Annotated in this window: 22 protein-coding genes; 13 read left to right on the forward strand and 9 right to left on the reverse strand. The window is 55.2% G+C overall.

Features of this window, described 5'->3' with window-relative positions:
* Positions 1 to 118: 118 nt before the first annotated feature.
* Positions 119 to 1,468, reverse strand: coding sequence for a HAMP domain-containing sensor histidine kinase (locus KTE_RS31645; RefSeq protein WP_201388617.1), 1,350 nt, complete (start codon positions 1,466 to 1,468; stop codon positions 119 to 121).
* Between the two features lie 470 nt (positions 1,469 to 1,938).
* On the opposite strand from KTE_RS31645, the gene KTE_RS31650 reads away from it, so the two are divergent.
* Positions 1,939 to 2,577, forward strand: a complete 639-nt coding sequence (locus KTE_RS31650; RefSeq protein ID WP_201388619.1) for a hypothetical protein — start codon at positions 1,939 to 1,941, stop codon at positions 2,575 to 2,577.
* A gap of 5 nt (positions 2,578 to 2,582) precedes the next feature.
* A complete protein-coding gene (locus tag KTE_RS31655; RefSeq protein WP_201388621.1) occupies positions 2,583 to 3,371 on the forward strand; it encodes a PhnD/SsuA/transferrin family substrate-binding protein in 789 nt (262 codons plus the stop codon).
* 79 nt (positions 3,372 to 3,450) lie between these two features.
* Here KTE_RS31655 and KTE_RS31660 read toward each other — a convergent pair whose 3' ends face one another.
* Positions 3,451 to 4,440 (reverse strand): CHAP domain-containing protein, encoded by a 990-nt coding sequence (locus KTE_RS31660; RefSeq protein WP_201388623.1) that lies wholly within the window; start codon positions 4,438 to 4,440, stop codon positions 3,451 to 3,453.
* 291 nt (positions 4,441 to 4,731) lie between these two features.
* Here KTE_RS31660 and KTE_RS31665 point away from each other — a divergent pair, with 291 nt between their 5' ends.
* The 4 genes from KTE_RS31665 to KTE_RS31680 all read left to right on the forward strand — a co-directional run bounded on the left by KTE_RS31665 (position 4,732) and on the right by KTE_RS31680 (position 7,564).
* Positions 4,732 to 5,403: a response regulator transcription factor gene (locus KTE_RS31665; protein WP_201388625.1), complete on the forward strand. Its 672-nt coding sequence runs from the start codon at positions 4,732 to 4,734 to the stop codon at positions 5,401 to 5,403.
* Positions 5,354 to 6,025 carry a hypothetical protein gene (locus tag KTE_RS31670; RefSeq protein ID WP_201388626.1) on the forward strand — a complete coding sequence of 224 codons (672 nt, stop codon included), beginning with the start codon at positions 5,354 to 5,356 and terminating at the stop codon, positions 6,023 to 6,025. Before KTE_RS31665 ends, KTE_RS31670 begins: the two co-directional genes overlap by 50 nt.
* A 20-nt stretch (positions 6,026 to 6,045) precedes the next feature.
* Positions 6,046 to 6,963: a HAMP domain-containing sensor histidine kinase gene (locus KTE_RS31675; RefSeq protein ID WP_255553044.1), complete on the forward strand. Its 918-nt coding sequence runs from the start codon at positions 6,046 to 6,048 to the stop codon at positions 6,961 to 6,963.
* A 373-nt stretch (positions 6,964 to 7,336) separates the two neighbouring features.
* The gene (locus KTE_RS31680; RefSeq protein ID WP_201388630.1) at positions 7,337 to 7,564 is read left to right on the forward strand and encodes a hypothetical protein; all 228 of its coding nucleotides are present in this window, start codon (positions 7,337 to 7,339) and stop codon (positions 7,562 to 7,564) included.
* A 53-nt stretch (positions 7,565 to 7,617) separates the two neighbouring features.
* Here KTE_RS31680 and fgd read toward each other — a convergent pair whose 3' ends face one another.
* Complete coding sequence (gene fgd / locus KTE_RS31685) at positions 7,618 to 8,631, reverse strand: glucose-6-phosphate dehydrogenase (coenzyme-F420) (protein WP_201378927.1); 1,014 nt, start codon at positions 8,629 to 8,631, stop codon at positions 7,618 to 7,620.
* A 259-nt stretch (positions 8,632 to 8,890) separates the two neighbouring features.
* Positions 8,891 to 10,684 carry an N-acetylmuramoyl-L-alanine amidase gene (locus tag KTE_RS31690; protein WP_201388632.1) on the reverse strand — a complete coding sequence of 598 codons (1,794 nt, stop codon included), beginning with the start codon at positions 10,682 to 10,684 and terminating at the stop codon, positions 8,891 to 8,893.
* Positions 10,685 to 11,140: 456 nt separating this feature from the next.
* Between KTE_RS31690 and KTE_RS31695 the strand changes: the two genes are divergently transcribed.
* A complete protein-coding gene (locus tag KTE_RS31695; protein ID WP_201388634.1) occupies positions 11,141 to 12,514 on the forward strand; it encodes a C39 family peptidase in 1,374 nt (457 codons plus the stop codon).
* A 178-nt stretch (positions 12,515 to 12,692) separates the two neighbouring features.
* On the opposite strand, the gene KTE_RS31700 is transcribed toward KTE_RS31695, so the two are convergent.
* Complete coding sequence (locus tag KTE_RS31700) at positions 12,693 to 13,910, reverse strand: NAD(P)/FAD-dependent oxidoreductase (RefSeq protein ID WP_201388636.1); 1,218 nt, start codon at positions 13,908 to 13,910, stop codon at positions 12,693 to 12,695.
* A gap of 301 nt (positions 13,911 to 14,211) precedes the next feature.
* On the opposite strand from KTE_RS31700, the gene KTE_RS31705 reads away from it, so the two are divergent.
* Together KTE_RS31705 and KTE_RS31710 are read left to right on the forward strand one after the other, a co-directional pair.
* On the forward strand, positions 14,212 to 14,427 hold the full coding sequence (locus KTE_RS31705) for a dodecin family protein (protein WP_201388638.1): 216 nt from the start codon (positions 14,212 to 14,214) through the stop codon (positions 14,425 to 14,427).
* A 239-nt stretch (positions 14,428 to 14,666) separates the two neighbouring features.
* Positions 14,667 to 14,963, forward strand: coding sequence for a hypothetical protein (locus tag KTE_RS31710; protein ID WP_201388640.1), 297 nt, complete (start codon positions 14,667 to 14,669; stop codon positions 14,961 to 14,963).
* A gap of 108 nt (positions 14,964 to 15,071) precedes the next feature.
* On the opposite strand, the gene KTE_RS31715 is transcribed toward KTE_RS31710, so the two are convergent.
* Positions 15,072 to 15,284 (reverse strand): hypothetical protein, encoded by a 213-nt coding sequence (locus KTE_RS31715; RefSeq protein WP_201388641.1) that lies wholly within the window; start codon positions 15,282 to 15,284, stop codon positions 15,072 to 15,074.
* 112 nt (positions 15,285 to 15,396) lie between these two features.
* Here KTE_RS31715 and KTE_RS31720 point away from each other — a divergent pair, with 112 nt between their 5' ends.
* From KTE_RS31720 to KTE_RS31735, 4 genes are all read left to right on the forward strand, one after another.
* Complete coding sequence (locus tag KTE_RS31720) at positions 15,397 to 18,495, forward strand: LuxR C-terminal-related transcriptional regulator (protein ID WP_201388644.1); 3,099 nt, start codon at positions 15,397 to 15,399, stop codon at positions 18,493 to 18,495.
* 142 nt (positions 18,496 to 18,637) lie between these two features.
* Positions 18,638 to 19,789: a DUF1214 domain-containing protein gene (locus KTE_RS31725; RefSeq protein ID WP_201388646.1), complete on the forward strand. Its 1,152-nt coding sequence runs from the start codon at positions 18,638 to 18,640 to the stop codon at positions 19,787 to 19,789.
* Positions 19,789 to 20,481 (forward strand): DUF1254 domain-containing protein, encoded by a 693-nt coding sequence (locus tag KTE_RS31730; protein ID WP_201388648.1) that lies wholly within the window; start codon positions 19,789 to 19,791, stop codon positions 20,479 to 20,481. The genes KTE_RS31725 and KTE_RS31730 overlap by 1 nt, the downstream gene beginning before the upstream one ends.
* A gap of 250 nt (positions 20,482 to 20,731) precedes the next feature.
* The gene (locus KTE_RS31735; protein WP_201388650.1) at positions 20,732 to 21,253 is read left to right on the forward strand and encodes a hypothetical protein; all 522 of its coding nucleotides are present in this window, start codon (positions 20,732 to 20,734) and stop codon (positions 21,251 to 21,253) included.
* A 119-nt stretch (positions 21,254 to 21,372) separates the two neighbouring features.
* Here the strand turns inward: KTE_RS31735 and KTE_RS49045 are convergent, their stop codons facing one another.
* The 3 genes from KTE_RS49045 to KTE_RS31745 all read right to left on the reverse strand — a co-directional run bounded on the left by KTE_RS49045 (position 21,373) and on the right by KTE_RS31745 (position 24,233).
* Complete coding sequence (locus tag KTE_RS49045; RefSeq protein WP_255553013.1) at positions 21,373 to 21,498, reverse strand: hypothetical protein; 126 nt, start codon at positions 21,496 to 21,498, stop codon at positions 21,373 to 21,375.
* A gap of 39 nt (positions 21,499 to 21,537) precedes the next feature.
* Positions 21,538 to 22,725, reverse strand: a complete 1,188-nt coding sequence (locus KTE_RS31740) for a cytochrome P450 (protein ID WP_201388652.1) — start codon at positions 22,723 to 22,725, stop codon at positions 21,538 to 21,540.
* A 212-nt stretch (positions 22,726 to 22,937) separates the two neighbouring features.
* The gene (locus KTE_RS31745; RefSeq protein WP_201388654.1) at positions 22,938 to 24,233 is read right to left on the reverse strand and encodes a Gfo/Idh/MocA family protein; all 1,296 of its coding nucleotides are present in this window, start codon (positions 24,231 to 24,233) and stop codon (positions 22,938 to 22,940) included.
* Positions 24,234 to 24,342: the final 109 nt, after the last annotated feature.

A 24,342-nucleotide genomic window follows, 5' to 3' on the forward strand; every position in this document is an offset into this window, starting at 1 on the left:
TTCAACACGAAGTTATGCTAGGCTTGGGAGAAAAGAGGGACCTTTTGGCCTTCTTAGTATACCAGATCAAACGCCCGCTCGGACGTTTCCTTGAAGACAGCCTTCGGCATGGGGACGCCTATTTGGAGAGGAGGAGAGAAAACCAGAAGATGGAGCCGATGCCAGGGGTACTCTCCAGGCCAACCTCGCCTCCATGAAGCTTGATCAGGCGTTTGCAAAGGTAGAGGGCCAGGCCCATGCTCAGATCGAGCCGATGCTGCACACTGAGGCCCTGGGAGCGGTAGAAGCGCTCCCATATATGCTTCTGGTCCTCAAGCGATAAGCCAGAGCCTCGATCCTGGATCTGTACCCGCACCTCACTCCCCCTCTTGCTCACACATACATCAACCGCGCTCTCTCGCGAGGAATAGGCCAGGGCATTCTCAAGAAAACAATGCAGCACCTCTTTGATGCGGTCCCTATCCACGCAGACCGGGTAGTCGGCCTCCGGATTAGCAAAAAAGACGCGAATAAGACGCTGAGGATAGGCGGATTGCATCGTTTCTACCACATCATGCACAATATCAGCCAGGTTATAGAGATGTTTATTAAGAGTAAGGCTATTGCTCTGTAACAGCGAGTCATCAATTATATAATTGATTATGTGCTTCTGTTGATGCGCACTCTCCAAGGCACTATGGAGAGCACTTTCAACGCGTTCTAACTGCCTCTGGACTCCGGGCTGATTCTGCTGACTTTTCCGTAAGCGCTGCAAGCGATGCTGCGCCAGTTGAATGCTTCCAATCTCGGCGGTAAGCGGCGTATTAAGTTCATGGCTTGTCAGATTGATGAAGTCATTCATACGCTGATTGGTTTCTGCCAGCGCCTTTTCGCTAGCACTGGCCTCCATCCATTTTCGCATCGCCAACAGGCGTTCGAGAATCAGCACAATTAGGGTCGTGATAGCCTTCACCAGTTCAATATCTCGCTCAGAAAAAGACCTTTCTTTATCTGCCCGGCCAACGACCAGGCGACCAATCAGGTGCTGCCTGGTACAAAGAGGAGCGATAAGTATGACTTGCTCGCCAAAGTCGTCAGCGTACGCGGGAGGTAGGTGAACCTGGGAGCGCAGTAGGATGATAACTTCCTGGTTCTGGAGGCGCTTAATAACGTCCTGGTCAAAATAATCACTCAGCCTGTATGTACCAGAGGCTGCGCAGCGCTTGTGAAGTTGTTCCTCTGAGAGACCACACCCACTAAGTAAAAAGGTATAGCCTTCGGGAAAAGTATGGGTATACAACAACACCTGGTCACATCTCATCTGTTGCTTGACAAGTTCTACCAGGTGTTGGCCAATATCTGTCATTTGCGTGAGCGAGCTCCACGCTTCCTGTGGGAAGGCCGAAATTTGGCACACAGGCAGACCAGGAAGCCTGGTGACAAACTCCAGAAGGGATTTATTAATTTCTAAAAAGGTTGTTTCCTCCATGACATGCTCTTTATAGGTTTACTAGCCTGCTATAGCCTCTCTCTAGGCACTCAATTTAGTAAAAGTATCCTTCTACATTATTATCTCGCCATCAATCAAGCTAAGCTACACCTATTTATGACTATGTTGATAAATTAACTCAATATTATCTTGACAAAAGGAAGGCCAGCCTTTTACAATACGAATAGCTTCACTTTATCTGAGAGTGCTGCCCTATTTATTCTTTGCGAGGATGGAATTTTGTATGTGGATAAGACAAAACGCAATTACTAGCCCGCGTTCCTCAACCCCTCTACCACTCTTCTGCTGTTCTTCTATGCGCCGTCTCTGTTGTTGCCCTCGCTAATATTCCCTTTGGTCTTGCCTGAAAGAAACGCGTAAACGAGAAAATACCTGACGTACATTTGTACTATCATGCTGATGGCATGATGGCTAGAGGCATATGCCTTTTTTTAAGAGGAGGTAAAGCAATGAGCACTACCCTCAACTATGCACAGCCAGCATTCTCCACCAGATCAGAAAACATTATTAAGAAAGACCGGACCGACCTCTTCGTCCTCAACTTTATGCACACGCGTTTGCGCTGCCTGCTAGAGCAACCCATACCCGAGGAAGGTGAGAGACAACCCTGGCTGCACACACTTGTAGAGCCAAATAACCGTGCGCATCGGATCGCCATCTATCGACCAGATGTCTTGAAAAGCGCCCCTCAGCTCTCCTTCGTTGGCTTTGTGAGCCAGCGGCGTTCACAACTTCCGCCCTGCCTGGTTGACGAGATCAGCCGCATAGATCAGGAGCTACTGGTAAACGTGGCTAATGTACCGAGCCTGGTGAGCTACTCCTCGTTCGCGCTACGTCCTCGTCTCTGGTATAACCTGGTGCTCTTTCAAGGTTCGGGCCTGGGTACACACCTTAAGGGAATGGCCGGGCATACCTATGCGGCATATGAGCTGGCACCCGCTTACTATGACTGGATTCGCCTGCATCAAGGCATGCTTACGCCTGCTTCACAAGATGCCTTACAACTACACGCCAGCCGCTATTATCTCTTCAAAGGCATACAAAAATCGGTGGTGGAACTGGCTACACTGAGCGGGAAGGAGCAGTGAGGGATATGACTGACCATCAGGAGCTACGCGTCGCCACCTATCTTTCGCCGCTGCTCTATGAGACCTACGCCTATATTACGCGCTACCTCGGCGAGCGCCTGGGCAAGGTCGCCACTCTACGTACCGGCGAGACCCTGGAAGAGCTGATAGCAGGCAAGCACGATATCGCCTTCCTCTGTGGTCTCCTCTATGTACGTCTTAGGGACGAGCCGTCCTCGGAGGTCGAGTTACTGGCCGCGCCCACGCTCCACGGCGAGCGTTACCAGGGTAGGGCCATTTATTTCTCCGATATCGTGGTTCGCCAGGAGAGTCCCTACACCACGTTCACCGATCTCTATGGGTCGAACTGGGCCTATAACGAGTTTTCATCCCACTCGGGCTATAACCTGGTGCGCTATAACCTCTACCAGCGCGGACTGGACCCCAGTTTCTTTCGCAGCGCCCTCGCGACTGGCTCACACCTGCAATCGCTCCAGGCGGTACACGATGGACGCGCCGACATTACGGCCATCGATTCGCATGTGCTCGACGTTCTGCGCCTGCAACGGCCAGAGTATGTGGCGCAGTTCCGCATCATCGACGCGTTCGGCCCCTCGGGCGTACCGCCACTAATTATCTCAACCCGCCTGAAGCCACAACTCAGGCAAGAGATACGCGCGGCATTGCTCTCAATGCACCTGGACCCCGAGGCGGCCCAACACCTGCAAGCCGGTCGCATAGAGCGCTTTATCCCGGTCGCCGACTGCGCATACGATGACATCCGCCACATGTTCGCCCTGGTAGCAAGCAAATAAAATATCCTCCATGCATAAAGGGGCGAGGGGTGGCATTGCCGCCCCTCGCCCCTTTATGCATGGAGGATATTTCAAACCCTTATGGAAGGGTGATGAAGGAGACGCCTGAGCCGGGATAGAAGGTCCAGTAGGAGAGCGTGGCGAAGCCACCGCCATTGTTATACCAGTTGTAGTTGCTGGTATAAACAGAGCCGTCGGCATTGATGCTCTCGACATACGCCACGTGTCCAACACCGCCAGCTCCCTGCACTCCCGGCTGGAGAACGATGATCGCGCCCACGCTTGGCTTAGACGAGACATGCCAGCCATACTGAAGCGCTCCAGAGGCCCATTCCCAGGCATTGCCATACCAGGGCACCCAGACGCCAGTCACAGCATGAAAACGCATTGCAGCCCAGTAGGTACATTGCCCATAAGCTCCATGATTAGAGGAACCACCAGCCACCGCGCCAGCCGAACCGTTATCCGAATAGCTAACATCATTATTACCGTAAATCGAGACTGCTGTTGCCGTCGCTGCCTGCGAGAGAATCGAACTCTGATTGGGATCTTGCGAATCAGAGAGATTATTGGAATTGTTGAGACCCAGGTTGGCGGGATTCGTGGCGACACTACCGCTGGCGGGACCTCCCAGTGTATTTACCGCGAGCAGGCTTCCAACCATAATAAAGAGCATCAGGACCGCGACCGAGATCTGGATAACTACACGCCTCCCTTGTGGGGGGCGAATACTTGTTTCGCGTTTCCCTTCGCCCTTGATAAGCAGGGGCTCGCGTAGAGCTGTCGTCTTGCTCTTGCCCAGCATCCCGGTTTGGGCCTTGTTTTGGGCATGATACGGAAGCGGCGTGGTAGGATTGGGCATCAGTAATGCCCTGGTCGTGTTGGGCGACCCGAGCGGTCCCGTCTGCCCATACTCTGGAGTAGGCGCTATAGGAGTAGGCGCGCCACCCCCGGCATTGTGGGCATTATAAAAGGCTTGCTGATCACCAGTAAACACACTGGTTCCCCCATAAGGGCCCGGACCATAAATAGGTTTTAGATCCGTCGATTCTCGATCCATCGCAGACATGCAAATACATCCTTTAAAGGCTCTTGAAAAGCAAATATGTGTATAGCCGTTAATGCTAGATTTTTCTCTTTAGAGATAACTCTACAGAAGATGCTATTCGTGGGTCAAGCTTTGCATCCACAAATAGGAGTATATGGCTGTAAGATTGGTTAGTTGTATGGGTAATGATGGGCTAGCTGTGCCAGTCCATCATTACCCATACAATCATTTCAGCGCATATGCGAATTAATAACTCGGTTACACCTGAAATAGGAGAAAGCGGTGTATAGAGAAAGAGGAAGGAGCTGCAAGATGCGGATACTGATCGCCGAGGATGATCTCTTCGTCGGAGAAAGTATGAAGACGGGGCTGGAGCGCCAGCGCTATGTTATCGACCTGGTGGACAACGGCAAACAGGCCCTGGCGCTGGGAGGCTTAGAGCCTTATGACCTGGTCATTCTGGATGTCTTACTCCCTGACATGGACGGTTTTGACATTTGCCGGACCTTGCGCGAGCAGGGGCAGACCATGCCCATCCTCTTTCTCACAGCGCTCGACGGTATCGACTATCGCGTGAACGGCCTGGATATCGGCGGGGATGACTATCTGACCAAGCCCTTTGCCTTTCGCGAGTTGGAGGCGCGCGTGCGGGCGCTGCTAAGGCGCGAGGGACCCAGCAAGACGTCACAACTCAAATTTCTGGACATCACCCTTGATACTATCAACCATCAAGTGTGGAGGGGAGAGCGCAAGGTCAATCTGACACGCAAGGAGTATCTCCTGCTAGAGTTCTTGATGCACAATCCCAGGCAGGTCATTAGCCGGACCATGATCGCGGAACATATTTGGGAGAGCGACGCGGAAAACCTCTCCAACGTTATCGATGTCTACGTACGCTACGTGCGGCGCAAATTATGTGAACAAGGAGAATCCGATGTTATTCACACCATCAGAGGCTTCGGTTACCAGCTTAAAGAGCCATAGCAAGCGCAGGCATGCATGGCCACTAGGCATACGCGCCCAGGTAGCCCTCTGGACAAGCATGGTCTTTGTGCTCCTCCTGCTGCTCTTTGGCACGCTCTTCTACATGCAATTACGTGCAACCCTGAATCACAACATAGACACCTCCCTGCTCGTGCGCGCACAACATATTACCAGTGGGCTAAACTATAAGAAAAAGATGGAACAGCAGGCCAATGGGCAGAGCCCGATCTATGAGCAATGGCAGGAACACAAGAACGAGGCTATCGAGATGATGCGCCTTCAACCCAACCTCGCCGTGGATATGGAGGGACCCGTGCGCATCATTGGACCGGACAACACTGAGATCTACAGCTCGCCAACCTTCCAGGTGCTAAAATTGCCGAAAGCCATTGAGCAAAACACCAGTAAAGGCAAGGCCTGGATTGGGACGGTGAGCGCACGCGATGGACAGGAGGTGCGCCTCTATAGTCTGCCGCTAATTGACCATGGCAGCGTCTATGGCCTGGTACAGGTGGGCACCTCGCTGGCCGCGCTGGACGCCACCCTCAATAATGTCATATACGAACTCGTACTGCTTGGTCCCCTGGTGCTGCTCCTGGGGGATTCGGCAGCTACCTGCTAGCCTGCAAGGCCTTCCAGCCTATTGGGCGCCTGACCAGTGCCGCGCGTACCATCGCCGTGGGCGACCTCACGCAACGCGTTCCCGTCCCACGCGCCCAGGACGAGGTACAGCGCCTGGCCCTGACCTTCAACGAGATGCTGGCCTCGCTTGATGCCATGTTCGCACGCCAGCGCCGCTTCACGGCAGATGCCGCACATGAGTTGCGTACCCCTGTCGCCGCCATCCGCAGCCTGGCGGAGGTCGCCCTCTCTGAGCGCAGTGAACCCGAAATGTACATGCATGTCCTGCAAAACATCACCAGTGAATCCGAACGCCTGGGCGAACTGATTCGCGACCTGCTGGTCCTGGCGCGAGCCGACGAAGGTCAGGCAAGCTTTGAGCACGAGCCTGTACGCCTGGATCTCCTGGCGCAGGGCGCGGTCGCAACCATGGAGCACCTGGCACAGGAGCGGGCCGTGCATCTCAGTGTCCAGTCAAGAGAACAGATCCAGGTTATGGGCGACGAGGCACGCCTGATCCAGGTCGTTCTCAACCTGGTCGAGAACGCCCTTGTCTACACCAACCCGGGCGGCAACGTCACGGTCGAGACAGGCATAGAGCAGGAGCGAGCCATACTCCGCGTGCGCGACACGGGGATCGGCATCGCGCCCGAGCACCTCCCCCACGTCTTCGAACGCTTCTACCGCACCGACAAAGCCCGCTCCCGTGCCGCCGGTGGAACTGGCCTGGGCCTCTCCATCGTCGAATGGATCATCCACACGCACGGAGGCACCATAGACGTCCAGAGCCAGCCCGAACAAGGCTCCCTCTTCAGCATCAGCCTCCCCCTCGCCAGGCAGTCTGAGGCAAGCGAGGGAGAAGGCAACACTGCTAAATATCTTGAAGAACACGTGGGCGCCTCAAAAGCATGCGTTAAACTAGCTTATACTCTCTTATGAGATACTGAGGCTTGGAATGAATAGAGGCTGAAGTGATGTTATTTCACTTCAGCCTCTTCCTCTTTGATCTCCAGCGTATTTTTCCCATCTTCGTCCTCTCACTATAATTAAATTACTAAGGAATGTCGCACTGGCCTTTGCGATTGTGACTGATGTCCTGATCGTAAATAGAGGCACTCGCGCTTCTCGTCGTGCGGCCCACGAATAGGTCCCTGCTTGAAGTCTGTGTGTTTGCTCACTGTGTAGAAGGAAGAGGCATCTGCTTCAAAAACAGAACAAGAGGCTTCATCATATTCTCATAAAAGCTCGCTATATTGCATATGTAACCGAAATGGACACGGCGAAATAAAACATTATAGGGAGGAACAACGCCATGACTCACTACACAAACAACTATAACCATTCTGAGTATGGCAGCACGCCTGCATATGCATATGATGTAGAGCACATTAACCACACACATCTTGAGATGGAAACCATCAAACGCCTGTGCCGCCAGGATGCGGACACGATCCTGCTCGACCTCTCCAGCGAGTACGACGACTATGCAGACTATGGCTCCGGCGGACCCGCCCAGGCCTACATTTCCACCAGGTCATAAAAAAGCAGCGGTTGGCAAGCCTGTGGCTTGCCAACCGCTGCTTTTTTCATCTTTTATCCCCAGCGCTGGCGCAGGCGGGGAAGAATCTCTTTGGCGTAGAGCTGTAGGAAGCGCGACTGATCGTCGCCGGGGGCGTGGAAGATCAGGTGCGTGAAGCCCAGTTCGATGTAGGGGCGAATCTGCTCAATATGCTCATCGGGATCGCTGGAGACGAGCCAGCGGCGATGGGCCTGGTCCTCAACGCCTTTAGCCTTCTCCTCCATCTCACGGGCATCGTGAATGCTGACCTTATCCTCGGCAGGAAGCGCCAGGGCAGCCCAGATACGCGTATCCTTCAGGGCGCGATCCTTGTCGGTATCGAAGGAGACCTTGACCTCAATGGTGCGCTCGACACTCTGCGGATCTTTGCCCGCGGCTCGCGCGCCCTCCTCCATGGCTGGCAATAACTTGTCGCGATAGAGCTCATCGCCCTTGCCAGAGGTGCAGATAAAGCCGTCACCCTCACGGCCCGCGAACTTGGCAGCCACCGGGCCACCCGCGCCGATATAGATGGGAACTGGCTGCTTGGGCTTATCATAGATAGTCGCGTTCAGCGTATGGTAATATTCTCCGTTAAAGGTTACCATATCTTCCTGCCAGAGCTGCTTGATCAAGCGTACCGACTCACGCAGGCGTGCCAGGCGCTCTTTGGCCTCGGGCCACTGCATACCTGTAACCGCGACCTCGTTTAGCGACTCACCGGAACCAACACCCAGAATGAAGCGTCCAGGATACATCAGGCCCAGTGTACCAAAGGCCTGGGCGACAACCGCGGGCTGATAGCGGAAGGTAGGCGTCAGGACACTGGTGCCCAGGACGATCTTTTTAGTACGCTCAGCCGCCGAGCCGAGCCAGGAGAGCGCGAAGGGCGCGTGCCCATTGGTATGGCGCCAGGGCTGGAAGTGATCACTGGTCCAGACGCTATCAAATCCCAGGTCCTCCGCCTCAACCGTGAAATCGAGCAGTTCGCGTGGACCAAACTGCTCCGCGGATGCTTTATAGCCAAACTTCAAACGAGAAGTACTCATCGATATATTTCTCCTTCTAGCAAGCAAGTGCCTACTGGCAGTAGACGATATTTATTTTGCCTCTGTCAACCGTTTTGCCGCGTATAGATGAGCCTTAAAAACCTGTTTCCATTATATACACACGCACTGGCATATGAATAAGAACACGGGCAAGGTGAGCATTTATGCCCAGGCCTGGAACATGTGACAAACATAGTGAAGCACGCGCTTACACATAAGACATATGTAAGCGCGTGCTCTAGCAGAGCGGCACCTCGCGTTAGCTGACGATAGTGACGGCACTGGCAGGCACAAAGGCCTGGCGATGGTTATAGTTAATTTCATACCAGAGCTTGCTGGTGCCATCTTCAACGATGCTATACGCGGAGACAAAGGTCGCGCCAATTGGCGCATCCCCGATATAGTAGGAGTTGCTAGTGGTTGGTCGGCCAGAGACCTGGATCGCTTTGCTACCTTTGCCCGTCAGCTTGATGACATGCGCGTTGGCACCGGAGATCGTGCTCTCAACCGCAGACCCGGCTGGAACGGCGAGCCAGACCTGTTTGGCGTGCGCGGTGTGAGCTGGCGTGAAGCTTGGGTCTTGCTCGCCATACCAGATCTGGTACAGTGTATCACCCGTGCCCGCGGGGTCCGTTACCTTGCTGGTATAGACATAGCTGATCCTGGCCTCAACATTGCTGGTCACGCCTATGGCAGAGCCATTATCAGGATTGGGAATGATGCTTGAGGCGGTACTGCCACTTGTGTAGAGCGTGAAGAAGTTAAAGTTGGCGCTTGTCTCAGTCCCATTTGTGCCATATGGCGCCTGACCGGTCGCGGGATCGACAGTGACAACGTTCGCCTTGTTGCTGGTGGGTGCGGCGGCAACGCCTTGCTGCTGAATCAAATTAAAGTAATAGGGCCAGAGCCAGTAGGGGCCTGGATCTTCATGGTTAGGGGTCGTCCCCAGAGTTGGCGCGGGAATGGTCCCATGCGAAACGATATGATCGTGCTCCAGAGGAATATGATACTTATTCAGCAAGTAGGCGACCAGTTTGGCCGAGGCCAGGTACTCGGTCGCGTTATACCATTGATAACCTGTGGCATCAAAGCCTGCGTGTTCAATACCGATTGTATGCTGGTTATACCAGTAGTTGCCAGCTTGATAGGCGATATCCTTCTCATGCAATAATTGATAGACGGTACCATCGCCTCCCACAACATAGTGAATACTGACGCCGCTATTGGGGTCCTGGAAGACATTCAATCCGTCCTGCGCGGTCCCCTCAATGTCGTGAATCACGATATCGGAGATGCTATAGGAGCTGGGGCGACTGGCGGATTCATAGGTACAGGGGCTGCCATTAGAGACCACGTTACAATCAAAGGTCGTGGGACTGACGATACAATCGATGGCACCAGGATATTCGACATTGGTGTCGCTACTACAGCCAGCGGGAATCGTGGCGGTCGCAAGGGAGTTTGTCCCCAGATGCGTAAACGTTACGTTTTGGGGCGCGAGCGTTACCAGTTCTTGGTTGTCGGCCCGTGCCTGAAAGCCCTGGCGTAAAATACGATAGGTCTCATCAACGTACATCTGCGCAGTCGAGTGGGTCGTCGCGTTACTATAAAGGGCGATGGCATCGGCCCAGCCAGACAGCGTCCCGGGGAGCGTATGCGTCGCTGACAGCTTTAAGGCATCCTGCCGCAGAATATCGGCGCCACCGCGAATGTTTGTGGCCAGGTCACTTCGTAGCTGCGCGCTGCTGACATGCAGATCTTGCGCGGCCTGGTCCAGGGTATCCTGCTTCTTGCTTTTTACAAGGTGCATGCATCCATAGCCCTGATCAATGCTGGGTGTGCCGCCATGCATGCTTAAACGCCCTTCCATATAACAGAGGGCCTGTAAAAGCGGGACAGGGACATCCGTTTCATGAGAAGCTTGCAGAAAAGCCTGGTTAATCGAAGGACTGCTGGCTGCATAAGAGTGGGAGAAACTCAGACTGGTGAGGGTAAGAAGAAGGGAGAGGCCCATGAGCGTCTTCAGCGAAGCCCATAAAATACGTTTGTTCAAGGCAGAATCCTTTCACTTATCCTTGCGCGCTTCCTAAATAAAGCAGGCAAGGATTGCCTCAAGCAGAGAAATAATGCTCAAAACGTATGTGCGGGAGATGTCCTTTGGGATTTGTCGGTAGCGAGTTTTAGGGAATAGATAGCACCTCCTCCAAATAAATAGTAAAACAGCCTTATACATTTAATTACCACAATTTACCGTGAATTACAATATTTGCGAAGAAATTGAGTCCGAGGCTGAGAATCACGCTGCGGGACAGCGCCGCCTCCAGACATGCTCGGGTTATTTCTTAAAAGAGCATAAGCGCGCGTCATCTTGACTTTATCCCTTTTTCTTTCTACACTTTATCCATACCCATCTACTTACCGCTCTCATATTTGTAGCCTGGCAAACAGCTTGGATCATATCTATACTTGACCAGGTTGTGCGTCCTCTATTTCACAGAAAGGGATTTCTATGCCTCTACCTCAGACATCCCATCGCCTATCCTCCTATTTGCGTCGTCTGGGTATCGCAACGTTGCTCGCGCTCTTTTGTCTGACGCTCGCCCTGGGGCAAAGCACCCATGCAGCCACAGCCAAATCAAGTAAAGGGCAGAGCCAGTACGATGAGTTCTGGCAGCAGAGCAGTTCTAGTGACTTCTCTACCTGGACCCTCAATGGCGTCGCCGTCTCCTCCAGTGGGACAGTCATCCTCTCGCCGCACGCAGGCTTAAGCTGCACCACAGACGCGACAGATGGGGGTAGCACCAGCTTTGATGCAACATCTCAGCTCTGCCAGGGCCAGGACCCATATGCAGCTGGAGCCTACAACGGCAACAACTACTACAACGGTGGTTCGTTCTACTACGGCACTATCACCTCGCCAATACACACGACCGCGCAAACCTTTACCGATCTCGTCGCCTCCTGGAACGCCACAACGCCCACAGGAACCTGGGTTGAGACCCATGTGCGCGTCCTCGAGAATGGCACCTGGACGCACTGGTACAAGCTCCCCGTCTGGGCCAGCGACTTCAGCACCATTAAACGCCACAGCATCAATGGGCAATCCGACACTACCGGGAATGTGGCAACCGATACCTTCCAAACCGGTTCGCAGCCCGCTAGCGCTTACCAGCTCTCCCTCACACTCTTTACGACCTCACCATCGACGACCTTGAGCTTGCGCCGTGTCACCGCTATGGTCTCCTATAACTCCACGACTGCGCCCACTGTCAACCCCGACCAGAGCGTGTGGGGAACCAACCTGAATGTGCCTCAGCGCTCACAGATGCTGCCCGAATACCAGGGCCTGGGATATGGTGGCGGTGGTGAGGTCTGGTGTAGCCCAACCTCAACCAGCATGATCCTGGCCTACTGGTCCACTGTCCTCAATCAGCCGGACCTCAATCAGACCGTGCCGGACACCGCTCGCGATACCTATGACTACACCTACCAGGGTACGGGCAACTGGCCCTTTAATACCGCCTATGCCGGCTCGCATGGCCTGCATGCCTATGTCACACGCATGTACTCCATGAGCCAGATCGAGCAATGGATCAAGGCCGGTGTGCCTATCGCGATCAGTATCGCCTACAAAAAAGGCGAGCTGCCCGGCACGCCCATACCCAGTTCCAGTGGGCACCTGCTGGTAGTCCGCGGCTTTTCCTCGACCGGAGACGTCATCACCAATGATCCCGCCGCCTCTACCGATGCCGGAGTGCAAATCACCTACAGCCGCTCTTCACTACAGGCTGTCTGGCTCAAGTACTCCTATGGCACTGTGTATGTTATGTATCCTGAGAACTGGACGACTCCCACCACCAACCGCCTGACCAACTGGTCCTAAATCTTAGGGAGTAGTCTCTACCGCTCTCTTTAACGTCCGGCGCTTTCATCCTTCCCCGCTTGAGGGGAAGAAATGAAAGCGCCGTTCCTTTGGAAAGTGGATAAAAACAACGAAAAGTTCCCCTTCTGAAACAAGGCAGCCAGGAGGAGAACTTCGGCCTTCATATTAAAAGAAGAGCTTACGCAGTTAGCGATACCGCAGCTCGCGCCATCAAACTGGCAATATGCTCAGGGGCGAAGAACTCAGCAACTGGTACTGAACGCTCCAGGACACCGAGATAGCGAGTTGACTCTTCCGGGTCAGCGGCAATAATGCTCAATAGCCTTTGCATATCAGGTGGTGGTGGTGCCAGAGTGGCAAACTGCATTGCGAGCTGATACTGTGGCAGGCAAATTTCATTGCGCTCCCGCTCATACTCTGCCAGTGCCTCCTCCATTATTGTCTCTCCGGACAGGCCACGCGTAAGTGCTTTTGCCAACATCGCAGCATCTTCAAGGGAATCAGCAATGCCCTGGCCCAGAATGGGATCTTTATGATAGCCAGCGTCACCCACCAGTGCCCAGCCAGGGCCGTATGGCTTATGGAAGAAATTGGGAGCGTGCCCGGTACCGATGAAACGACCCACTTGCTTTTCTTGACGCACCTGTGTAGCTAGTTCCGGTATCTGGCCCATGAGTTCGTAGAAATGGGTGGGTACATCGGTGCGGATACGCGCAAAGTCTTCAATCGGCCACTGAGCGCCAACCAGCATCAGATTATCATTCGTGGGAATGCATACAGCGAAACGATAGGGACGGATATAGACTTTCGGTCCTGGAACAGTGACGTCACTGAAGAAACCATAGTAGCTGCAGGTCAGCATTGGATTCACATGATATGCTTCTGGCTTGACAGTGCGGGCAACAAATGAGTGCACACCATCGGCACCAATCACGATACGCGCCTTCTCAGTCACGGTTGTTCCCTGTGCTGTACGGGCGCGAATGCCAGTAATACAACCATCTTCGTCCGTGAGCAATTCTTGAACTGTGGTGTTATCACGGAACTCTGCCCCAGCCTCCACCGCTGCGGCTACTAGAATGGGGTCCAGCAAATACCGCCGTGGGGCACATGTAAAATCGACTCCATCAACCGGATGAAAGCCGGCCTTCAGTTCTATTGGACCCAGATCGAACGTCGCTGAATGTAATTTCGGACAACCGGTTGCCAATACGTCATCTAACACACCCCAACGCTTCAACAAAGCCGTGCCTCGTGGGTGGATGAATAGACCGGACATAATGTCAGCCGGAAAACGAGCTTTATCGACGAGTAATACGCGATAGCCTTGACGAGCCAGCAACATAGCAACTGGTGCTCCAGCACAACGGGCACCAATGATAATTGCATCATACATAGGGATTTTTCCGTCTCCTTATCAGCAAAAACTCTTTTCATTCAATAGCGTTTCCTATTCGATATATCAAAGCAAGCTCAACTTTTTTTTGGTGCATAAAAATGAGAAAACCTCTACCTTGTAGCAAAAGATGAGTAGCAAAAGATAAAAATTCCACTTCAAAGAGTGCTCAATCATGATTCTTGTCAGGCCCTTTGGCTATTTCCAACTATGCTCGCTCTAGAGAATGGCTGTTTCCTTCCTGTTTTTTGTAACGTGATTGGGTAAGAGTAATTGACCCTCTCAAAGAAAGGAGACAGTAATGGCAGAAAGTGTATATAAGGTGATTCAACTGGTAGGCACCAGCAACGAATCATGGGAGAAAGCTGCCGCAGCCACTATTGAACAAGCCTCACAAACCTTACGAGATTTACGCGTCGCGCGCATTGTTGAGCAGGATATCCATATCGAACCCGGGAAATCTCTAACCTACCGGGTCAAGATGGAACTCTCCTTCAAGTACGAGGAGGGCGCGTAATCAGTATTAGATAACTTGCTCTGGCCAATTACTGGACAACATTGGCCGACTATAAGGTTGGGTGGTCCACTGATCAGATTAGTGGACCATCAAAGAAGACTACAACTCACAGCACTTGAGTGCTCCTCAAAATACACACGGAGGGTCGCCTCCAGGTGATGCTTATGGTATGCTCTTACCACTAGGATGAGTGCAGTTATTCCAACGCAAACGTCGTTATGAAAAGCAAGGAAGACATCATGACCAGCATGAATCCAACCCTAAGGCAGCCCAGTGCTTATTTGCCGGTAGCCATGTCATTAGTGGCCCTGGCCCTGGTGCTAGGTTACGTTGCCATATTCGGCGTTACCCATGAGGCCGATGAGGGGGCAGCCGCCCATATCTGGCAATTACTCATGGTTCTACAGGTACCAATCATAGCATTCTTCGCCATCAAATATTTCCCGCGACAGCCCAGGCAAGCGTTGCTAGTTCTAGCACTCCAAATTGTCGCCGCTCTTGCTGCCTGTGCCCCTGTTTTCTTCCTCAAACTATAGCTCACCCTAAAGCGTATCTTCTGAATAACTATAGAGAACAAAACTATATGAAATACACGCAGGCATTCTTTGGCCTTCAACTGGGCCTCTTAGGCCCGCCGGAGAAATTTACAACGCTAAGCCCTCAAAGAGAAGGTGTTCACCGAGCAAACGAGGCATCGCCTCGTTCACCTGCTCACGCAGGACGACCAGGCCGATAGTGAACACGCGATCGTTCTGCCAGATGCTGCGCGAACTGCCCCAGTCTCCACATGGTGCGTGATCGCGCCGAGGAGGTGAAAAGGAGTTTCCAGGTGGCCTGCGCGGAGGATGGTGGAACATACCGATGGCGTCGTGGGTCTTGAGGTTTCATCCCCACCCTGCTATACTTGATGTTAGGGAACTGCTCAGAGCATCCCTAACATCTCCTACCTTTCTCGCGGAGGGTTGTCACATGGAGAAGGTATCGCCACCCATTGGAACGGTTTGCAACGGCTGTTTGGTATACGAGCAGCAGGGCCAGCACCTGGTCGTACTACTCGATACCCCATCCTGGTATGCCTGGCTGGAAATAGCCACCACTTTCACCTTTACCTGTGAAGAGGGAACCTTTACCGCGCACAAGGCGCGGGCTGGCAATCGGCGGGGTGGGTGGTACTGGCGAGCCTATCGTCGCAAGCGCGGACGACTCGCGCGCTGTTACCTGGGCGTCTCCAGCAATCTCACGTTCACTAAACTACGGGAGGCGGCCCGCCGCTTGGCAGGAGAGGCTGAGGATACGCCACCTCTTGTGCCGGTTCCCATCTCACCTCGAGGACGAACATCGACGGTGATCCTCCAGAGCACCATCACTCCCCCGCGTCTGCCAATGCAGCATGTGGCGCGCCCCCGCCTGCTCACGCTCTTGGAGCAGGGTCTGCGAGGACCAGTGACGCTGGTCTCGGCTCCTGCTGGCTCTGGCAAAACCACACTGCTGGCCGAATGGGCTGCCACGGCTACGAAGCCGGTGGCTTGGCTTTCCTGCGAGGAGGCAGAGAACGACCCGGCGCGCTTCCTTTCCTCGCTCATCGCTGCTCTGGCGCGTGTCGATGCGCGCCTGGACAGCGCGGCTCAGACGGATCGGCCCTGGCATCCCCACGAGCACGAACAGGTGCTAACTCGTCTCCTCAACGACCTTGAGCGCCTGCTCCAGCGCGACACGGTCTTGGTCTTGGATGACATCCACCATCTCACGACCGAGGCGAGTCAGGCCCTGCTGCTCTTTATGTTGACCCATCTTCCCTCGCGCCTGCATCTGCTGCTCGGTACACGAATGGACCCGCCGAGGCTTGCACGTTTGCAAGCAGGTCAGCAGATCTATGAACTGCCCAGAGAGGCTCTGGGGTTTCTATCCGCCGAAGTTGAGGCATTTGCGCATGCGATGGGGCTCCCGCTCAGCTCTGAGGCGATCCGTCTGCTGGAAGAGCGGACTGAGGGCTGGATTGCTGGCATCCAATTGCTGACGCTGGCCCTACGCGGGCACATCGATGCTGCAGAAGTGCTCCGGACGACGAGGGTAACTCATCGCTTTCTCCTGGATTATGTGTGTGAAGAAATCCTGCTGCGGCAACCACCGGAGATGCAGCGCTTTTTGCTCCGGACCAGCATTCTGGAGCGACTCACCGGGCCGCTCTGCGAGAGCGTTACTGAAGAGTCTGGTGGCCAGCGGAAGCTCGCAACCCTGCTCCAGGAAAACCTCTTCGTCAGTGCGTTGGATGACACAGCTACCTGGTATCGCTACCATCCGCTCTTCGCCGAAACGCTGCGCACCCTGCTCCAGCAACAGGAGCCAGCGCTGGTGCCGGAACTGTATCGTCGAGCCAGTTGCTGGTATGAACAGCATGGGTGGGCAGAGGACGCCTGTGAGTATGCGTATCGAGCTTCCGACCTGCCTCACGCAGCACACTTGCTGGCGGAGTTGGTGCCATCTTTCGTGGAACAGGGAAAGCTTGTGCGCCTGAGACACTGGCTGGATCGGCTTCCGCAGGAGGTCATCGCGGCCTCGGTGTATCTCTCCCTTGCCTTGATCTGGACCCAGCCCCTACGCACGTCGCAGCCGCCTGACCCTGAAGGGGTCATCAAGCACCTCACAGGGCTGCTCAAGACGCATGAAAAGGACGATCCCGAGGCACAGGCAGAACTGCAACGAGAGCTGGCGTTGCAACAGGCAACGCTGGCGCTGGCCCGAGGGGATATCCCGCAAGCGCTTTCCCGCGCTGCGGAGATGACGCGTTCGCTCACGGGCCCCGAAACAACCTGGAGTCGGTTCACCCTCTGGCGCCAGCGCGTGCTCCTTGGAGCTGCCTATCATGTCAGTGGGGATCTCCTGGCCTCGGAGCAGACCTTGCGGCAAGCCTTGCCTGCTGGCGGACCCAGCCCCAATTTCGTGGTCATCGCCAGTCTCGATGAGCTGTACGAGGAACTGGGGCAATTACGCGAACTGGGACGGCTCTATGAGGACTTGTTCCGCGCGCTCGCCTGGCACCACCATCTCCCGTCCCTGGCTCTCGCCATGGCGCATCAGCGCTATGGAGTCCTGTTGTATGAGTGGAATCGCCTGCAAGAAGCGGAGTCCTCTGCACAGCAATCCCTCGAACTGGTTCCACACCTGGATCTTGCTCGTCCCAGCCCCTGGCTGGCACTGCTCGGGCTCGGAGTCCTGGCGCGTGTGGCCCTGGCGCAAGGCAACATTAAGCGAGCCAGGCAGCTCCTGGAGAGCGAAGCGTTTGACGTGGCGCAGTTTCCAGTTCCCCAGGGGAGCAAAGACGTGTTGATCCTGATTCCGGTCCGCCTTGCCCTGCGTTGCGGGCAGCTTGATCCTGCCTTGCAGTGGGCCTCGACCTGCGGGTTACACTCTGATGATCCGCTCACGAGCCCCCTGGGGAAGGGTCGCTACGCGGGCTATGTCACGTTGGCGCGGGTTTTGATCGCACGTGGACGAGGCCACCCGAATGCCCTGGCGCTCTCTCAAGCACAGATTCTTTTGGACCATCTGCTGGAGATCGCCGTTGGGACAGGTGCTCATGGTCGGCTCATCGAGATCCAGATGCTGCGCGCGCTAGCGCTGCACGCCCAGGGCAAGGCCAGGCAGGCGCTAGCCACCCTGGGACCCATCCTCGCTCAAGCCGAGCCAGAAGGGTATCTGCGCCTGTTTGCCGATGAAGGCGAGGTGATGGGGCACATGCTCGCGCTGATGGCCCCCTTTACCACCGCCTCGCCTGACTACCTTCAGCGCATCCAGGCGGCGATCGTGCCCGTCTGGCAGGCCCAGCCCGATGCCGCGACACAACCAGCACCACGCTCGACGCTCTATGAGCCGCTGAGTGCACGGGAGTGGGACGTCTTGCAACTGGTGGCCGAGGGCCTCTCCAACCAGCAGATCGCCGAGCACCTGGTACTCAGCCTGTATACTGTCAAACTCCATGTCAAGCATCTCCTGGCGAAACTGGGCGCCACAAATCGCACCCAGGCCGTGGCCCGGGCACGTGCCTTGCACATCCTCCCTTCCTCGTGAGGAGGACATGATCCCCACGAAATACCTCTTTCGAGGGAAGACAGCCTGGCTGTTTTGCGGTAGATTCTGCAATAGAAAGAACATAACAATATGTTATATCTCCTGTTTCAACCAGCAATAGACATGGGGGAAAGGAATTCCTATGCAAGAACAAGGTATGGCGCGCCGGGGAGGCGCTGCGTTCATCTGGAAATGGGGAGCGATCTGTGGGGCCGTGCTGGGCGCGATCCAGATCATCATCTCGCTGCTCTCCCCTGGATCGCTCAAGACAATCATTGACGTTCTGGTGTGGCTGGTCGCATTTTTCGTGATCGGCCTGTTCGCCGCTCGCCAGACCGGCAGGGTTACGACCGGCGCGCTGGTCGGACTGGTCGCGGGTCTGATCGGTGGCCTGATCGCGGTGATCTTTGCCATTGTGCAAATCGCGACCAATGGGCAGGTCACGCAGGCCCTCAATCGAGCCGGGCAGCGTGGCGGGAGTCTCTCGCCAGGTGTATTATACACGATCGTCGTCGTTCTCATCGCTCTCAGCCTGATCGTGACCCTCGCCTTAGAGCTCGGTCTGGGAGTGGGCCTCGGCGCTCTGGGAGGTCTGGTTGGACGGCGTCTTGCCAGGCCAGCCACATCCACCCCCGTTGTCGATCCGGGATGGACCCCACCGTCCCCTCCCTTGCCTCGTTCACCGGCCAGACATCGAGCCTGGGCTTCCCTCCTGAACCTCGCGTTCGCGGTGCTGGGGATTCTCGCGGGAGCGGTGCTGGCAATTCTCACGGCCGGTCTTCTCATTAACGCCCAGGCCAATGCCATGCAAACGACGACCAATGGCTGGAATATCAGCTTGCAATGTGGCAAGGCCAGCAATGGCATCTTTCTGCAAGCCGCCTGCGCCCAGACCCTCCCCATGGTCAACCTGCCGCAAGAGGCGGTGTACTGGACGGCGACGGTGGATGGGGCGGGTCAGACGCTCACTGGAGGCCATGACTACCGCCTGCACTTCCCACCGGGAGGGCTGCCGCCCAACCAGGCCTTCTGGTCGCTGACCATGACCAACACGCAGGGCCAGATGGTGGCCAATCCGAGCAACCGCTACAGCGTCGGTGACCGGTCGGGCCTGGTGCCCAACACCGACGGCTCCATTGACATCTACATCCAGCAGGCCGCCCCGGCGGGGCACGAAGCAAACTGGCTTCCGGCCCCCGGCGGGTACTTCAAGCTCTGGCTCCGGGTCTATCAGCCCGGCGCGGCTATCCTCAGTGGCGCGTACCACGTGCCGCCTATCGTGGAGGTGCACTAATGGCGAACATGGAAAACCAGGAACCGAACAACCAGGAGAGCGCGGCTGCGTCCAGCTTCTCGCAGACCTCGCAGACTCGGACGAGAAGCTGGTGGAAGGTCCCCCTGCTCACCTTCGCCGTGACCGCCCTGGTCGTGTGGGGAGTCGGCGCCTTCGCTTACCCCTACCTCTATACGCGTCTCATCTACAACGGGTTGGAGAACGCGGTCGTCCAGCACGGCATAAGCCCAGGCAGTTCCTCTGGCATTCCCATCAATACGCTCTATACGATGCCCACCCTTGCTTCCCCCTCGCAGTCCAACGCCCTGGGGAGCACCGGGAACCACGACACGCTCTACACTGGGGGCTGGCTCGATCTGAGCACAGGGCCGGAGGTGTTGCACGTGCCGGACATGGCTGGCCGCTATTACAGCGTCCAGTTGACGGACCCGTGGGGAACGGACTTCGCCTATGTGGGCCGGCGCACCACCGGGACGCAGGCTGGCGACTATCTCATTAGCGGACCGGGCTGGCAGGGAAAGGTGCCGGTTGGGGTGAGACAGATCGCCTCGCCGAACAACATGGTGTTGCTGATCGGACGCACGCTCGTGGAAAGCGACAGCGACCTGGCCACGGCCTATGGGCTGGCGAAGCAGATCCAGCTCACACCGCTAAGCCAGTGGAAACCCAGCTACAGGAGCAAGATTGGATAGGCTGACCCTTTCCATGTCCTATGCAGTCGCTTGCGCAGGCCGCTCCACGACGCCTCGTGTTTCGTCTGGACCGTTCAAATGCTCCAAACCGGACATCCCTGCAAGCGACGAAGATATCCAGCAAGACACCAAATGGGCCCTTTATTTATCGCCCGTTTTACCTCATAATTAAGAGATATCAAGCTTCACAGTTTGCTTACTACATAGAGAGGAAAAAGACGTCAGAGATCTCTCAGAAAGGTTATTGCTCATGAGTCCGTATAGTTATGATGATGATTTTTATAGACAGGAGGAGGAGTGGCAACGACGGGAATATTGGCGCCGACAGGAAGCATGGAAAAAGCAGGAGGAACTACGTTGGGAAGAGCTGCGCAAGCAAGAAGAGCTACGCATGGAAGAAGAGTGGCGCAGGGAGGAGCAACGCAGGCGGCAAGAATTACGTTGGGAAGAGCAGCATAAGCAAGAAGAGCTACGTGTAGAGGAAGAGCTGCGCAAGCAAGAAGAGCTGCTTCAGGAAGAGGATCAACACAAGCAAGAAGATCTCTACATGGAAGAGAAAAAATATGCCGATGATGAATATTATCAATCACGAGCACATATGAGATATGATGGAGCATATAAAGAACCGACTGGAGTTGAAGGCTTTTATTTTGCGAAGCGGCCTCAAAGATCAGTAGGGTCAGCGAATGATGGGAGCCTCATTTTTCTCCTGGTTGCCGTGCTTGTTGCCTTGCTTCTCTACTTCATGTATACAGGGTCACTCCATTTTTAGAAATCAAATTATGAGAGGAAACGATAGTAACTGGTGAATTCACGTAGTATGTAAGGTCCATGCCAGCATGGACCTTACATACTACGTGAATTCACCACTAGAATTTCGCCTCTAAGCCTTCAGGCATGATGTCGCCAACTACGCATCGCCCAGACCAGCGCACCAAGCAGGATCAGTAAGAGGTAGATGTGGTAGGCATAGGTGACAAAAAAGTCTACCAGTGCATGCTCAACATTTAGCATCATGTACACCTCCCTTGATTTGCCCGGCGCTCGCAATTTGCGCTAACTCAACTCCACGAACAGGCGCTTCATGCCGAAAAGGAGGCTGTTACGCACCTGCTCAGGGAGTTTGTCTTCGGCGATGTGGATAGCTCTGATGCGCTGGGCAAGCTTTGTAAGAGCTATTTTGGTCTCCAGACGGGCCAGGGGCGCTCCAATACAGAAGTGAATGCCATGGCCGAAGGATTGATGGCGATTGGGGTTGCGCTCGATGTCGAAGCGCTCGGGATCAGGAAAGACCTGTTCATCGAAGTTGGCCGAGAGGCGGTTGATCTGCACATACTCGCCTGCGTGGATCTGCTCACCACCGATCTCGACATCTCGCTTTGCCACGCGCCCAAGCACAAGGTCATTGGGGCCAGCGCGAAATGGCGGCATATAGCGCAGAATCTCTTCTACGGCACTGGGAATCAGCTCGGGTTGCCCGCGCAGACGCTGGAAGGTCTCGGGATGCGCGTCAAAACAGAGAAAGGCATTGCCCAGGATATTCGTCGTCGTAATATTGCCCGCGATAAAGAGAGTAAAACAGAAGCCGATCAACTCGTCATGGCTGAGGTGCTCGCCATCGACCTCCGAGTTGATCAAAAGGCTGAGAATATCCTGGCATGGCTCGCGTCTCCGCTCCTCAATCGAGCGCTCAAAGTATTCAGTGAAGAGCTTGTTGGCCTGCTCGGCCTCTTCATCGTCGCTGGTGAGCGCGTCATTCCAGGCCTTAAACTGGCGCCACTTCTCGCGCGGCATGCCCAGCATATCGGAAATGACCATCACGGGGAGCGGATTGGCGAAGCTATCCATCCAGTCCACGCGCTTACGGGCAAGCGCCTCGTCGAGCAGTTCATCGACTATATGCTCGATCTGGGGCGCCATCTCGGCAATAGTACGGGCCGAGAAGCTTGCCGTCAGTAGGGAGCGCATCTGGCGATGGCGCGGCGGGTCCAGTTCGATAATGCTGGGCTGGTCTCTTCTGGGTCCCGGCCTGCGATCGCGATTGAGGCTCCGCTCAGAGGAGAAGGTAGCATAGTCGCTCTGCACACGCACCACGTCCTCATAGCGGAAGACGAGCCAGCTCTTGCTCTCATCATCAAACACAACCGGGTGAGATGCGCGCATCGAGCGGCACCATTCACGCAACTGCTCATGATAGACTCTAGGCTCGATACTCAGGTCATCGATAAAGGCAGGAAGACGCATAAAACCTGTTCCCCTTTCTTATGCCAACAAGACAAAGCAACTGAGAACCTTGTTTCATTATACGCCTGCATGTATCAATACCCGCTTGCTATGCGCCATCTTCAGCAGCCATGTTATATCTGCCTACCACGCGCCAGCGCCCCGGAAGCGCACCCAAACCACAGGCATTCCAGGACGCTCCATTCATTTTGTGAACCACTAGCCACTGAACGCTAAATTTCATTTGCTACCAGGCGCTCGAAGCCCCAACGGCGGCCGTACTCGTCCATCTCAATGACGCTGTGCTTGAGACGGGCCTCCTCGGCAGCGAAGGCCAGCAAGTGGCTCTGGACGGAGGTCGCGGCAGCCGTCAGGCCAGTCTCTCGCCCCTCGCTACGGACCAGGCGCAGGAAGTCGCGTATGATACCAAAGTCGCCGCCACCATGCCCCTGCGGGCCTCCCTCATTGGAGAGGGTATAGACCTTATGTGTGCCCGTGCCGAACTCGTTGACTTCGATCTGGTTGGTGTCGCGCGCCATGGTTCCCCACATCTCGCCCTTTGTGCCCATGAGCTTGATCTTGCGTGTCACGTCATCGGTGAAGGCGCACATGGTGAAAGCGGCGGTGACATCGTTGTCAAATTGGAGGCTCACGACCTGGTGATCTACGACATCGTTATCACAGTGATAGACACAGCGGCCATATGGTCCCTCCTCCAGGGCTTTCATCAGGGGCTCGCGGCTGGTATCGACACTGACGACCGAGGCAGGCCAGCCGTCCTTGCCTGTCAGATAGAACTTTGGCGCATAATAGGCGCAGGTATGTGCCGCCGGGCAGCCATCGGTACAGCGCATAGGCGCTCCTGGAGGTGCGTTCTCCGACTTAAAGTGGGTCAGGGCGCCGAAGGAGGAGAGCCGCGTACAGTTGGCGTCCGCGAGCCAGAGCAGGATATCCATGTCGTGACAGGACTTGGCGAGGATCATGGGGCTGGAGAGCGCGGTATTGCGCCAGTTGCCGCGCACATAGCTATGAGCATAGTGCCAGTAGGCAACATTCTCGCTATGCTCAATCGATACCAAGCTACCAATCGCTCCTTCATCCAGCAGGCGCTTGAGGGTACTGAAGAAGCTGGTAAAGCGCAACACATGGCAGATGGAAAAGACGCGCCCGACCTCAGCCGCGTATGCCCCCATCTTCACGCACTCCGCCGGGTCCGGCGACATGGGTTTCTCCAACAGGACATGGTAGCCCGCCTGGAGAGCCGCCATGGCTGGCTCAAAGTGCATACGGTCCTGCGTGCAGATCAAGACGGCATCGGCAAGCTTTGGCTGGCTCAACAGCTCACGCCAATCGGCGAAGACACGCTCAGCGGGGAGATTATGCAGTTGCTGAAACTTCGCTCTACGGCCAGAATTGATCTCGGCCACAGCGACAAATTCAAGCTCATAGGGGTTCTGTAAGGCATAGCTACCATAGCTCTCCATTCCTCGCGAACCCGCGCCAATCAACGCAATAGTTACCTTCTTCATAAAGACCCTCCTTGCAAATAGCATCCACAGTTACCAATGACTATACCACCTTCCGCTACTGTTTAAGACTATGCTACATAAAACGTTCGTGACAATTGTGAGTCTGGTA

This window comes from Ktedonobacter sp. SOSP1-85 (assembly GCF_016587415.1).
Taxonomy (GTDB): domain Bacteria; phylum Chloroflexota; class Ktedonobacteria; order Ktedonobacterales; family Ktedonobacteraceae; genus Ktedonobacter.